Annotated in this window: 13 protein-coding genes; 4 read left to right on the forward strand and 9 right to left on the reverse strand. The window is 64.6% G+C overall.

What is annotated here, in order from left to right:
- The first annotated feature begins 151 nt into the window (after positions 1-151).
- The 3 genes from ACPYOD_RS02110 to ACPYOD_RS02120 are packed head-to-tail and all read left to right on the forward strand — an operon-like array spanning position 152 to position 5,725.
- Positions 152-2,320, forward strand: coding sequence for a TonB-dependent receptor (locus ACPYOD_RS02110; protein ID WP_481300072.1), 2,169 nt, complete (start codon positions 152-154; stop codon positions 2,318-2,320).
- A 28-nt stretch (positions 2,321-2,348) separates the two neighbouring features.
- Entirely contained in the window at positions 2,349-4,577 is a 2,229-nt protein-coding gene (locus ACPYOD_RS02115; protein WP_481300073.1) for a GH92 family glycosyl hydrolase, read from the forward strand.
- 20 nt (positions 4,578-4,597) lie between these two features.
- Complete coding sequence (locus ACPYOD_RS02120) at positions 4,598-5,725, forward strand: phosphatidylinositol-specific phospholipase C1-like protein (protein WP_481300074.1); 1,128 nt, start codon at positions 4,598-4,600, stop codon at positions 5,723-5,725.
- A 108-nt stretch (positions 5,726-5,833) separates the two neighbouring features.
- Here ACPYOD_RS02120 and ACPYOD_RS02125 read toward each other — a convergent pair whose 3' ends face one another.
- The 7 genes from ACPYOD_RS02125 to ACPYOD_RS02155 all read right to left on the reverse strand — a co-directional run bounded on the left by ACPYOD_RS02125 (position 5,834) and on the right by ACPYOD_RS02155 (position 10,292).
- Positions 5,834-6,556, reverse strand: coding sequence for a 3-keto-disaccharide hydrolase (locus ACPYOD_RS02125; RefSeq protein WP_481300075.1), 723 nt, complete (start codon positions 6,554-6,556; stop codon positions 5,834-5,836).
- A gap of 111 nt (positions 6,557-6,667) precedes the next feature.
- Entirely contained in the window at positions 6,668-7,489 is an 822-nt protein-coding gene (locus tag ACPYOD_RS02130) for a CHAD domain-containing protein (protein WP_481300076.1), read from the reverse strand.
- A gap of 43 nt (positions 7,490-7,532) precedes the next feature.
- Positions 7,533-7,892: a 2-hydroxyacyl-CoA dehydratase gene (locus tag ACPYOD_RS02135; protein WP_481300077.1), complete on the reverse strand. Its 360-nt coding sequence runs from the start codon at positions 7,890-7,892 to the stop codon at positions 7,533-7,535.
- A 194-nt stretch (positions 7,893-8,086) separates the two neighbouring features.
- Complete coding sequence (locus ACPYOD_RS02140) at positions 8,087-8,605, reverse strand: hypothetical protein (protein WP_481300078.1); 519 nt, start codon at positions 8,603-8,605, stop codon at positions 8,087-8,089.
- A 15-nt stretch (positions 8,606-8,620) separates the two neighbouring features.
- Entirely contained in the window at positions 8,621-8,989 is a 369-nt protein-coding gene (locus ACPYOD_RS02145; protein WP_481300079.1) for a BON domain-containing protein, read from the reverse strand.
- Positions 8,990-9,084: 95 nt separating this feature from the next.
- The gene (locus ACPYOD_RS02150) at positions 9,085-9,822 is read right to left on the reverse strand and encodes a 2OG-Fe dioxygenase family protein (protein ID WP_481300080.1); all 738 of its coding nucleotides are present in this window, start codon (positions 9,820-9,822) and stop codon (positions 9,085-9,087) included.
- A gap of 32 nt (positions 9,823-9,854) precedes the next feature.
- The gene (locus ACPYOD_RS02155) at positions 9,855-10,292 is read right to left on the reverse strand and encodes a low affinity iron permease family protein (RefSeq protein ID WP_481300081.1); all 438 of its coding nucleotides are present in this window, start codon (positions 10,290-10,292) and stop codon (positions 9,855-9,857) included.
- 115 nt (positions 10,293-10,407) lie between these two features.
- On the opposite strand from ACPYOD_RS02155, the gene ACPYOD_RS02160 reads away from it, so the two are divergent.
- Positions 10,408-10,908, forward strand: a complete 501-nt coding sequence (locus ACPYOD_RS02160; protein ID WP_481300082.1) for a DUF421 domain-containing protein — start codon at positions 10,408-10,410, stop codon at positions 10,906-10,908.
- 355 nt (positions 10,909-11,263) lie between these two features.
- On the opposite strand, the gene ACPYOD_RS02165 is transcribed toward ACPYOD_RS02160, so the two are convergent.
- Complete coding sequence (locus tag ACPYOD_RS02165) at positions 11,264-11,908, reverse strand: hypothetical protein (protein WP_481300083.1); 645 nt, start codon at positions 11,906-11,908, stop codon at positions 11,264-11,266.
- 125 nt (positions 11,909-12,033) lie between these two features.
- Entirely contained in the window at positions 12,034-12,393 is a 360-nt protein-coding gene (locus tag ACPYOD_RS02170; protein ID WP_481300084.1) for a hypothetical protein, read from the reverse strand.
- Between the last annotated feature and the right edge of the window lie 24 nt (positions 12,394-12,417).

The following is a 12,417-nucleotide window of genomic DNA, read 5'->3' on the forward strand; positions in this document are numbered from 1 at the left end:
GTGTCCTCGTCAAGTGGTTGTCACAGATGAACAGTAGCGTTCACTACTGTTTTTAGCCAGCCCCCTCCCCACAACCCGACACCGTCCATTCGGGCTCCTTGAGCCGGCCGTCAGGCCGCCTCGCGCCTGAAAAAGCAGGAGTTTGCCCACGATGCGTCACGCAGTACGACTTGGCCTTGGCCTCACCGCCCTTGCCGCAGCCACCGGCGCCCTCGCCGAGGAGAACACGACCCGGACCACCAACCTGCAAGGGGTGGCGGTCTCCGCATCGGTCGACGACCCGAACCTTGCGCCGCCCGGCACGGCTGCCGCGCTGGCCCCTTCGCAGGGCAGCCTCTTCGAAATCGAACCGCAGTCCGTGCTCAGCCGCAGCTACATCCAGACGATCGCCACCCCGAAAGCCGACTACCTGGCGCTGCTGGAGCTCACGCCTTCGGCGGTGAACGCATCGCCGAACGGCGCGGGGCTTTCGAGCAAGAGCGCCACGGTGCGTGGCTTCCAGGACGGCGAGTACGACGTGACCTTCGACGGCATCCCGTTCGGGGATCCCGGTGCGTTCGGTCACGCCACCACGGCGTTCTTTCCCGGCCCGTCCCTGGGTAAGGTGGTGGTGGACCGCGGTCCCGGCACGGCCAGCAACCTGGGCAACGCGACCTTCGGCGGCACCGTGGCGCTTTATTCGGCGCCGACGACCGACAAGCCGTCGGGACAGCTGTCCACCATGTACGGCAGCGGCGCGACGTGGCAGGTGGCCGGCGAAGGCAATACCGGCACCATGAACAAGATTGGCACGCAGGCGTCGGTGAACTACAGCCACCTGGAGTCCGACGGACTGATCGACAACGCGGGGTTCCGCCAGGACAACGTGCTGTTCAAGGTGAAGCAGCCCTTGGGCGACCGCACCACCTTGACCCTCGTGGCCGACTACAACAAGGTGAAGTGGAACACGTTCACTGCGCAGCCGAAGAAGCAGACCGACCGCTTCGGCCTCGAGTTCGGCGGACTGAACCGCGATCCGTCATCGCAGGGTTACTTCGACTACAACATCGACGACCGTCACGCCGACTTCGAATACCTCCAACTGCACGGCGATTACGACAGCTGGCGCTTCGACAACAAGTTCTATACCTATGGACTGCGCGACAGCGGTCCCGGCGGCGTCGACCTGCTCGGCAACACGCCGAACAAGGCGCTGCTCCCGAACGGCGGCGTGCCCGGTGCGATCAACCACAGCCGTTACCGCGCCGCCGGCGACATGCTGACGGTGGAGAAGGACGTGGGCAGCGGCTGGCTGGACAGCACCTTGCGCGCCGGCATCTGGGCCGAGCGCACCTACCAGGTGCAGGACCAGGTGACCGTGGATCTTTCCACGATGACACCGCACGTACTCGCCGGCACGCCCAACGCGAACATCATCGATACCAACCAGCACACCAATACGACACAGAGCTACTTCGAGGTGGAGTGGCGCCCGATCGATAACCTCAGCATCGTGCCCGGCGTGAAGCAGATCGTGTTCGACCGCACGCTGGACGGCGTGTCCAACTTCCTCCCTGTGGGTGGCGCGGGGCATTTCGCCACCACGCTGGCCGCGCTGGCCGCCAATTACCGCATCACGCCGGGGCTGGCCGTGTATGGCCAGTACGCCGAGGGCTTCCAGGCGCCGAAGGTGAACATCCTGCAGGGCAACGGCGGGCACGTCGATCCCCAGCAGACGAAGAACTATCAGGCCGGTGTGGTGTGGAAGACGCCCACGACGGTGGCCGACCTCGACGTGTACTACATCGACTTCGCCAACCTCGTGACCAGCATCGACGAGCCGATCGGCCCGGGCGGCTCGCTGGTGAGCGTGTTCACTAACCAGGGCGGCGTGATCTACAAGGGTGTGGAAGGCGAGTTCACCCACATCCTCGGCGACTCGGGCTTCAGCTTCACCGCCAACGGGAGCATCAACACCGCGTACTCGAAGGCCACCCACCGCCAGATCTCCAATGCACCGGAATCCACGGCCGACATGGGCTTCATCTACGACAGCGGCCCGCTCTACGGCTCCTTCCTGGTCAAGTACGTGGGTACGCGCTTCACTGGCGTGGGCGAGACGGGCGCCGAGAACTACAACCCGAACACGAAGCTGCCGACCTACAACTACACCAACTTCAACATCGGCTACCGCTTCACGCCTGACCTCAGGCTGCAATTGTCGACCAATAACCTGTTCGACCACCGCACGCCGATCCAGGGCAACGGTGCGGCCAAAAACCCCACGTACTATTACCTGGCGGCGCGCAACTACACCGCGCAGCTGACCTATACGTTCTGAGGTCCTCTTGATGCGAACTCCCGGTTTCATGGTGCGACGCGTCCTCGCCGTCGCCATCGCCTCCCTCGCCATGGCGGCACCCGCCGCCATGGCTACCGATCACGTCGGTGACGTCGATCCCTTCATCGGCACCGACTGGTTCGGCGACATCTTCGCCGGCGCGACCGTACCGTTCGGCATGGTCAAGCTCGGACCCGACCTGCACGGCTATGGCCAGCGGAAGGGCTTCCAGAGCGTCGGGGAGATCCGCGGCTTTTCCCACCTGCACCTGAGTGGTGGTGGCGGCAAGTACGACAACATCCGCGTGGCCGCCAGCACGGGGCCGCTCGAGCCCGCGGATTTCCACTCGCCGCGCGCCGGCGAAACGGCGAGCCCGGGTTACTACGCGGTCGAGCTTCCGCGTTACGGGGTGAAGGCCGAGCTGACCGCCACCCGTCGTACCGGCATGCATCGCTATACCTTCGCCAGGGACGGCGAGGCGCACGTGACGCTCGACCTGGACCTCCTCTTCAAGGGCAAGGGCGAGGAGACCCAGCAGTTCCTGGGCGGCGACGTGCGTGTGGTGTCGCCGACGGAAATCGCCGGTATGGGGCGCTACATCGGCGGCTGGAACGAAGGCGGCGAGTACGACGTGTATGTAGACCTCATCGTCGATACGCCGTCGTCCGGCGCGCGTACGTGGCTCGGCAAGGAACTTGGTGCGGCGCCTTCGGCGCACGCGCCCGACGACATGCCTATCGGTGCGGCGCTCGATTACCAGGTGAAGGCCGGGCAGGTCGTGCAGGCGAAGGTCGGCATCTCCTTCGTCAGCCAGGCGCAGGCACACGCCAATGCGGTGAACGAGATCAAGGGCTGGAATTTCGACGGCGTGCACCAGGCCGCCGTCGCCGCGTGGAACAAGGCGCTGGGACGGATCGAGGTGAGCGGCGCGGACGACGAGCGCCGGCGCATCTTCTACACGGCGCTGTACCACACGATGATGATGCCTTCGAACCACACGGGCGAAAACCCGAAGTGGAAGTCGACCGAGCCGTATTACGACGACTTCCAGGCCATCTGGGACACCTTCCGCAGCCAGGGGCCGCTGCTGACGCTGATCGCGCCGGACGTGCAGCGCGACATCGTCCGCTCGCTGGTCGATACCTTCCGCCATGCCGGCTACATGCCGGATGCTCGCGTGGGCAACGACAACGGCCGCACGCAGGGTGGCAGCAATGCCAATGTGCTGGTGGCCGATGCATATGTGAAGGGCCTCACCGGCATCGACTACGCCACCGCGTTCAAGGCGATGCAGAAGGATGCGAACGTGGCGCCGGAGAACCCGCGCAGGGAAGGGCGCGGCGGACTGGATACGTATAACCGCCTTGGCTATATCGCCCAGCCGACCGAGCGCGCGGGCTCGCGCACCGTGGAATATGCGTACGACGATTTCGCGATCGCCGAAGTGGCCTGCGGCCTCGGCCACGCCGACGAAGCCCGGCGCTACACGAAGCAGGCGGGCAACTGGGCGAACCTCTGGGATGCCACGGACACTCACGAGGGCGTCACGGGCTTCCTCCGCCCGCGCAACGCGGACGGCAGCTGGGCGCCGCAATATCTCGTCCGTCGCGGCACCTGGCCGGACTTCTACTATGAAGCCGACCTGTGGACGTATTCGCTCTACGCGCCACAGGATGTGCGCCAGCTCATCGCGAAGTCCGGCGGTAACGAGGCCTTCGTGAAACGCCTGGACACGACCTTCGACAACCTGCATTTCGACATCTCCAACGAGCCCGGCTTCCTCATCCCTGACCTGTACCTCTGGGCCGGTCGTCCGGACCGCACGTCCGATCGCGTGATCACCTTCCTGCGCCGCGCCTTCGGCTCGGATCGCGGCGGCATTCCGGGTAACGACGATTCCGGCGCAATGTCCAGCTGGTATGCGTTCCAGTCCATGGGGTTCTATCCAAACGCGGGGCAGGACGTGTACCTCATCGGCACACCATCGTTCGGCGACTCGACGATCGACCTGGGTGGCGGCAAGGCCTTCCGCATCCATGCGGAGAACTTCACGGCGGACGACACGAACCGCTACGTGCAGTCGGCGACGCTCAACGGCAAACCCCTGGACACCGCCTGGTTCCGCCACGGCGAGATCGCCCATGGCGGCACGCTGGACCTTGTGATGGGTCCGAAGCCTTCGAACTGGGGCACGGCCACGCCGCCGCCGTCGTTGTCCGACGAAGGCTTCGTGCTCTGCCAGCGCCAGTCCCACTGACCCATTCGAGAGACTTGTCCATGTCGATTCTTCGCTCGTACTCGCTGTGCATGGCCGCAGCCTCGTTCCTGGTCGTCTCCGCGCCCTTGCTCGCCGCGGATAACGTCAGGATCAACCAGATCCAGGTCATCGGTACGCATAACAGCTACCACGCGGGCTTCGCTCCCAGCGCGCGCCGGGTAATGATGAAAGAAGCGGCGCAGCAGTTCGCCGCGATCGATTACAGCCATCCCTCGCTTACGAAGCAGCTCGATGACGGAGTACGCCAAGTGGAACTGGACGTCTTCTCCGACGCGAAGGGCGGGCTGTACCTCGACCCGGTGATCGACCGCATGATCGCGCTCAACGGCCTGCCGGCCGATCCGCCCACCGCGGCCCCGGGAACCTGGGAAAAGCCGGGCTTCAAGGTCATGCACATCCAGGGTGTCGACCAGCGCAGCACCTGCCAGCCGTTCACGGCCTGCCTGGAGGAACTCCGCGCATGGTCGAAGGCGCACCCGCGCCACGCGCCGCTGTTCGTGCTCGTGGAGACGAAGCAGGAACCGTTGCAGGCGAAGATTCCGACGGTGACGCCCGAACCGTTCACCCCGGCGGTGTTCGATGCGCTCGACGCGGAGATCGCCTCGGTCTTTTCACGCAATGAAATGGTGACGCCCGACGACGTGCGTGGCCAGCACGCCACGCTCGACGAGGCGGTGCGTTCCGGCGGATGGCCGACGGTGGACCAGGCGCGCGGCAAGATCGTGTTCCTGCTCGACCAGCGAAAGATGGAGCCGGTATACACCGATGGCCATCCCGCCCTGCGTGGGCGCCTGATCTTCACCAACGCCACGTCGGGAGCGGAGGATGCCGCGTTCACCGAGTGCAACGAGTGCTCGGCGAAGGACATCGACGCGCTGGTGAACCGCGGCTACATCGTGCGTGCCCGCACCGACGACCCGGCCCAGGGCCAGGGCCTGAAGAACGACGGGACGCGGCGCGACGTCGTCCTCGGCAGCGGCGCGCAACTCGTGAGCACGGACTACCCGGCGGGTGAGCCGTCTTCCGCCGGTTACGCCGTGGGCTTCCCCTCGGGCGTGGCGGTACGGTGCAACCCCGTGCTCACGAAGAAGAGCCAGTGCAGCGACCGGAATCTGGAGAAACCTTGACTATCCACGAGTGCACTGTGGGAGCCGCTTCAGCGGCGATGGGTGCTTGCTGCAAGCTTGCCCGCTACCGCGGGATCGCCGGCATAGCCGGCTCCCACAAGTCAGCTCTTAAAGTTCCTTGATCCGGATGTTCCGGAAGGAAATCCGGATCGGCTCGATGCCCTTGTCCTCGCCGCCCTGGAGGGCGATGCGGCCCTTATGGAAGCGGGCATAGTCCGGCATCTTCGCGAACTTGGTCTTGGCGACGAGGGCGTTCCACTCCGGCGTCCACATGGTGGTGTCGACGGTCTTCTTGCCATTCTGGAAGAACTGCATGTGGCCGTGGTCCACGATGATCTCGATGGCGTTCCAGTTCCCGTACTCTTTCACGTTCTCGACGGGAGCGGAAATGAGGTCGAAGAGATCGCCCGAGCGTTCGTAGAGCGTGTAGCTGTCCGGCTTGGTGCACACCAGGTCGGCGATCTGCATCTCCGGGCCGGTCTCCCAGGTTTCCCGGTATTTCGGGGTTTCCTGCACATTGAAGATGATGCCGGCATCGGCGCAGGGGGTCATCTTCCATTCGAGCTTCAGGTCGAAGTTCTCGTATTCCTTGTCGGTGACGAGGTCGGCGAAATCTTCCCGCGGCGCCTTGAGGTCGCGGTGCAACTCGATGCTGCCGTCCTCCACGCTCCAGTCCTTGCCCACACCCTTCTGGCCGAAGGAATGCCAGCCGGCCAGGGTCTTGCCATCGAAGAGCGGCGTGAAGCCGTCGGAACTCGCCGCGTCGGCGGCATAGGCGGGCACGGTGGCGATGCAGCACACGGCGACGACGATCAGGCGCTTCGGGAACATGAGGCAACTCCGGGTGGGGGACGACGAGCGTAGCGCAGTTGCCGGCTCATGCCATGCGTTTGCGTATGGACGTCTGGACTTCCAATGCGGGTCTCGCCGCCGTAGCGGCGCCTACGCCGGGTGCAGGTTCTTGCGATGCTTCTTCAGTTCCTGCCCGATCTCCGCCAGAAGAGGAGCCATGGCCTCGGGCTCGCGGAGCGAACGAAGCGTGGCGCGCAGGGCACGCAGGTCCTGTTTCGTGCCGAGTGCGTCGGAGAGGCGCGACAGTTCGTGGGCGCGTTCTTTCCGGCCTTGCGCATGACGGTGGCCTGCCTTTCCGCGCGCCTTCTGGATCCGGCGCCCGAGTTCGAGCTGCATGCGCAGGCGTCGCGCCTTCCTTCGCCAGTCGTGCAACGCCGCCGGATTGGCGGTTCTCTTCGCTCGCTTCTGTGCCTTTGCCAGCCGCCGCTCGGAACGTGCGAGCGCGTCGTCGATCGTCCGCTCACGGAGTGTTCGCCATGGCAGTGCCTCCAGCGTGGCTGCCAGTTCGCGCAATTTTCGGCGGCGTTTCAGGAAACCGGGGTCGTCGTGCAACGCCGCGGCCAGCCGTCCTTCGCTGCGATGTTCCAGTTTCTCGAGCGCGTGCCGCCAGGCGGGCGACGGTCGCGGTCCGGCAAGCGTGCGCGCGGTATGCAGCGCGACGTAGGCGTCGCGCAGCGTGGAAAGACTCTCGGCCAGTTCGGCGAGCGTGGCCTTGATCGCAGGCATGGCGTCGGCGAAGGGCTCCTCCGCCAGCACGAGCAGGCTTTTCAGCCGGCGGATGGCCTTGCGCGTCTCGTGGATGCCGCGATGGCGGTCTTTCGTGTTGGAAAGGGAACGGATCGCCTTGCGGCATTCGCTGACCGCGGATGAGGCGAGGGCGGCCGCGATGCTCGGCGCTTTGGCTGGGCTCATGGCCCCTAGATAGCAGACCCGGAGCGGGGCGTCATCCGCCCGCTCAGCTTTCCGGTGTGGTGCCGTCGTCCGCGGGCGTCTTGGCCTTGCGGCGGCGCCGGGGTTTCGGTTCGCTGGCGGCGATCAGGTTCTGCAGATAGGCGATGCCTTCCTCGGCCGGGAACCACGACACGACATCGGCCACGGTGAGTCCATGCCGCAGGCGCAGCGCCTCGAACTCGGCGCGGGCGCCTGCCAGGGGATCGACCTTGGGGGGCCGGCCGCGGCGCTTCGGTGCGGCGGGCGTGGGCGTGGGCGCAGGAACAGGAGCCCTGGCGGCGGGCTTGCTTTCCGCGGCCTGGCGATCGAGGGCGGCAAGCTCCTCCTGGAACTGCCTGAAATCATATTTGCCGGACGAGTTCATCGCGCTACTTGGAACCGGTGGAACGACCATTGTGACACGGTGTCTCGTTCAGCATTTGAGAAAAGGCGCCGCCAGGCACCGGCGATTCCTCCTTGAGCAGCTTGTGACCAATGCAACGCAAGTGCCCGCCGCAAAAGGCGGCGGGGCACTTATCCACATGGTTGTCCAAGTGCTTTCCACAGCACCTGTGGATATCACGGCACTCTGGCTTCCGAGCCCGTGGAGATGTCGTCGGCGTTGTTGCGGCGGAAGATCTCCTTGGCCGCGTCACGCTGGTTGCCGCTTTCGGTGTGCACCGAGATGAGGATGCCGCCTTCGCGCACCTTGGCGTCGTAGCGCTTGGCTTCGAACTCGGGGATACCCATGCCGACCAGTGCCCCGACGATGCCGCCGGTGGCGGTGCCGACCGCGGCGCCGCCGAGCGCGGCCATGATGGGACCGGCCGCGATGAAAGGACCGACGCCTGGAATGGCCAACGCGCCGATGCCGGCGAGCCAGCCGAGTCCGGCGCCAAGGCCCAGCCCGACCACGCCGCCGGTGGTCGCGCCTTCCGGCGCCTTGGTGTGGTGTTCATGGGCGAAGTCGCGGGTGCCGCGACGGTCCGGAAGCAGGGCCGAGATATCGTCGCTGATGAAACCGGCCTGCTTGAGTTCGAGCACGATGTGCTCGGCCTGTTCCACGGTGCGGGTGGTGCAATAGACGGAGGCTTTCATGGGGACTCCCGTTGATTAATGGGCGATGTCGAGCTGGTTCTGCACGGAGGTCACGCCGGCGACGCCTTTCGCGATCGCCTCCACACGCGACTTCTCGGCTTCCGTCTGCACGGGTCCGCGCAGCGTGACGGTGCCTTTGGCGGCTACCAGCTTCACGTTCTGCGCCGATGTGGACAGCGAGCTGTCCGCCACGAGCGCCTTGCGCACGGCGGCGGCCACGCGGATGTCCTCCGCGTTGTTCGGCTGGTCCATGGGAGTCAGGCTCTCGGCGTGACGGTCGCGCTTGTTGATGCCGGTGTCGTCGACTTTCGAGGTGTCCTGCGCGAACGCCGGCGCCGTCATGGCAAAGGCGAACAGCAGGATGAGAGGGGCACGTACGTTCACGGTGGTTGCTCGGTGTCTGCGGTGCGCGCAGTACGCCGGGAAGGGCGTGAACCGATGGTGCAATCCGTGCGACGGACGCGTGGCCCGTTTTGCTGTCAGCCAGCCTCGGCGCGGAAGGTGACGACCAGCACGTCGCGATGGGACGCCTTCGCAGGATCCAACGGCGTTACCGGCGTCACGCCGTGGAAAACCCGCGGATCATGGATGAGCGCGGCGTCGAAAGGTCGCGCCAGGGTGAACTCGCCGAGTTCCCGGCCATCCGGCGCATGGATCGTGGTGGTACCGCTGGCGATGTTCTCGCGGTCGACTAGCAGCACGAGCACGTAGTCCACCCCGTCGCGATGGCTGCCCTCGGGCGTCGGTTCGCCGGCGGCACCGGCCGTGGCCTCGATGCGGAACTGGTGCACTTCCACGTGCCAGTGGGGAACGGAGGGCGAAAGGCCGCCGAAGAAGTCGCGACAGAAGTCGAGGATGGCGCCCATGGTGCTCCCGGACGCGATCTCCGGAAGGATCGGCTCGAACCAGCGTTCGATGTCGCCCTGCAGCGTATTGTAGGCGAGCGTCTGGTAGTGCGCCTGATGCGGGCGCGGCTCGACGTGGCCGAATGGCGACGCGGCGAAGGTCGCGTGGCGGCGGCGGCGGAAGCGGCCGGTCGCGGCAAGGTAGGTGTCGGGTTCCAGGGCGTTCCAGCTGGCCGCGAAGGCTTCCCAGTCCGTCAGTGGGGCGAGGTGTTCTACCAGCGCACGCATGTCGGGGGCGTGCACGAAGGCAAAACCCTCGTCGCGCACCTGGTCGTGGAGGGAGGTTGCGGTCGCTTCCTGGGGCAGGTTCATCCGCGCAGTATACGGCCACGACCAAGCGGCCATCAGCCGGCGGGCCGGCCTGCGTCGGCCTCCCGCTCGGGCTCGTCTTCGCAACCCAGGTCCTTGCGTGCCTGCAGCGCCCGCTTGAGGTAGGTGGCACGGATGGCGTCGAGCGTCTTCTCGTCCAGTTCCTCCAGGTCCAGCAGGGCCGAGTTGGCGCCCTCCAAGGCGTAGATGAGTTCATCCAGCTTGATCTGGATGGCCTCGGTGTCGCGGTTCTGGGTGTTCTGGATGAGGAACACCATGAGGAAGGTCACGATGGTGGTACCCGTGTTGATCACGAGCTGCCAGGTATCGCCGAAGCCGAACAGGGGGCCGCTCGCCCCCCAGATCACGACGATTAGCACGGCTATCGCGAAGGTGGCGGGCTTGCCGGACGCCTTGGCGACCGCCATCGCCATGCGGGTGAAAAAGCTCTGGTCCTTGCCGTTGTTCGCCATGTCGATTCTCCAAGGGTGCAAGGGTCGTTCACTTCGCGCATGCGCCGAAGCGACCACAACATGCACAGCGTGTTTCGGCGTCCGTGAAGCACGAGCGAAGACGGGGAGTGTGGCGATGAACGAATGGTTTGAACTGTCGGAACCGTGGTGGCACTTCGCGGTGCGCGGCGTGCTTACCTATCTTGGACTCCTGATACTGATGCGGATGTCCGGCAAGCGGAGCTTCGGCGAAATGTCGGCGTTCGACCTGCTGGTGCTGGTTCTTGCGGGCGGCACCTTGCGCACGGCCATCATCGGTGACGACCACACTTACCTCGGCGCTTTCATCGGCGTGGCCAGCATCCTGCTCACGAACAAAGTGCTGGCATGGATCTGCGTGCGCTCGCCGCGCTTCAACCGGCTGGTGGAGGGGCTGCCCGCCATACTCGTGCGCAATGGGAAGCGCGATACGGAAGAACTACGCCGCCAGGCGCTGCCGGAGGCAGCCTTCAACCGCGCCTTGCACGCGGCGGGCATGGAGCACGAGGGTTCGGTATTGATCGCCCGGTTGGAACCGAATGGCAAGATAACTTTCATCCGTCACGACGAGGAAATGAAAGCCGCACGAAGTGGCTGAATCATGCTTTGGCCCGGGCGGATTGATATACATGTGGGGAAGCGCGGCTGCGCTCCCCCAGCCCCTAAGCAGTCAATGGAAGGTGAATTGGACGCTCCAGTCGTGGCTCGCTGTATCCGTTGAGACGAGTCGGCTGCTGCAGCGGGCTCCGCCCGACGCTTTTGCCGAATGGCTTTCGCCGCTCTTGATTTCAGTGTCCGGTCATTCTTGGATATTGGAGTCAGTCTTATCGTTTCCTTTGAAAGGTTGACTACTTCGATCCAAACCTCGGATTCAGCAAGTGCCGTAGAAGAGCTAAGAGCGCAGAGCAGTAGGACCGTTCGTTTGATGTATCGCATAACCATCTCCAATGTCGTTAATGCTTGTTTGCGATCAACATCCATCGCATCAAAAGCGAAAGCATCATCGGAGGTGTGTCATCAGTTGAGCAGTCGGTGTGCGCCGATGGCAATGAGCGGCTTCGGAGCAGATCCAGGTAGCCGTCTGGAAACTGGGCCCGCTCGACGGGCGGGCAGCTTTCGTAATAAGCGAGGGTTTCGGCATTCGTTTGCATGCGCGAACCTGTCTGCTGACGCTCGGCCTTGCTGTTGATATGTGTCTGTATGGACCATTCGCGGTATTGACGGCTTCTCTCCAGGGCTGCCGCGCGGCGCTCGTTGGTAGTGAACGCGCCGCTTTCGTCATACTTGATGGCCGACAGAGCATGCATGTCGAGCCCCAGGAAGGGATTTTCGAGATTGATCCTTTGGGGATCGGATAGCGTCGTCCGTCGATCCATGAAAACCGTGACCTTCCTCGAGAAGGCCACACGTTCAGGGTCGGTGTTGTCTGGTATTTCCGCCGCAAGTTTCTCCCATCCGTCGCGCCAATTGCCCTCGAACACGCGTCGATAGGCGCGGTCGGCCAGCGCACGGAGTTCGTTTATGGAGGCACTGCTATCGCGCGCCTCGGCACGTTGAACAGCCTCCGAGACGGCTTTGCTCCACGAAGACATCTTCACGAGCTCGGTACCGTGGGATGCCAGTGAGGGTGAGGCGGTGGATGCCGGGAGGGTTGCCGACTCGTTCGCCCGCTTCGTGGCGTACGGGCAGATTACGGTTCCACTTTTTATAGATGGAAGCACAGTCATGTGCGAGCTCTGAACGGCTTGTATTGGCTGACAACGTTGGCTTTTGGCTTGTCGATGTCGAGGTTGTGCAAGCGGATGCGGTTCAGGGCGTCGGCGATGTCCTTCTCACGCTGCCGGAGGTTCCCCTTGGCTGCGGGTTTCAGCGCGTTCCAAAGCGTGGCGCACAGGCGTTTCATCACCTCGCTGATGCGCTTGTTTTCCTGACGCGTGATGAGTGAGCGCCGCGCGGGTTTGAGTCTCGGATCGCGGTACGGCGAGCGCCCGGTCTTGCCGAAACGCGGACTCGCCGGGAGGGTGGCGATGCGTCGGCTCGACACCGCACCGGAATGAACGGGACGTGGAACGGAACTGATCATGTGAGCTCTCCTGGGTTGTCCAGG

The sequence above is a fragment of the Luteibacter sp. HAY1-4A genome, from assembly GCF_056755355.1.

Coding starts and splice junctions, on each gene's coding strand:
- ACPYOD_RS02110 (WP_481300072.1), top strand. CDS start 152: ATGCGTCACGCAGTACGACTTGGCCTTGGCCTCACCGCCCTTGCCGCA.
- ACPYOD_RS02115 (WP_481300073.1), top strand. CDS start 2,349: ATGGTGCGACGCGTCCTCGCCGTCGCCATCGCCTCCCTCGCCATGGCG.
- ACPYOD_RS02120 (WP_481300074.1), top strand. CDS start 4,598: ATGTCGATTCTTCGCTCGTACTCGCTGTGCATGGCCGCAGCCTCGTTC.
- ACPYOD_RS02125 (WP_481300075.1), bottom strand. CDS start 6,556: ATGTTCCCGAAGCGCCTGATCGTCGTCGCCGTGTGCTGCATCGCCACC.
- ACPYOD_RS02130 (WP_481300076.1), bottom strand. CDS start 7,489: ATGAGCCCAGCCAAAGCGCCGAGCATCGCGGCCGCCCTCGCCTCATCC.
- ACPYOD_RS02135 (WP_481300077.1), bottom strand. CDS start 7,892: ATGAACTCGTCCGGCAAATATGATTTCAGGCAGTTCCAGGAGGAGCTT.
- ACPYOD_RS02140 (WP_481300078.1), bottom strand. CDS start 8,605: ATGAAAGCCTCCGTCTATTGCACCACCCGCACCGTGGAACAGGCCGAG.
- ACPYOD_RS02150 (WP_481300080.1), bottom strand. CDS start 9,822: ATGAACCTGCCCCAGGAAGCGACCGCAACCTCCCTCCACGACCAGGTG.
- ACPYOD_RS02155 (WP_481300081.1), bottom strand. CDS start 10,292: ATGGCGAACAACGGCAAGGACCAGAGCTTTTTCACCCGCATGGCGATG.
- ACPYOD_RS02160 (WP_481300082.1), top strand. CDS start 10,408: ATGAACGAATGGTTTGAACTGTCGGAACCGTGGTGGCACTTCGCGGTG.
- ACPYOD_RS02170 (WP_481300084.1), bottom strand. CDS start 12,393: ATGATCAGTTCCGTTCCACGTCCCGTTCATTCCGGTGCGGTGTCGAGC.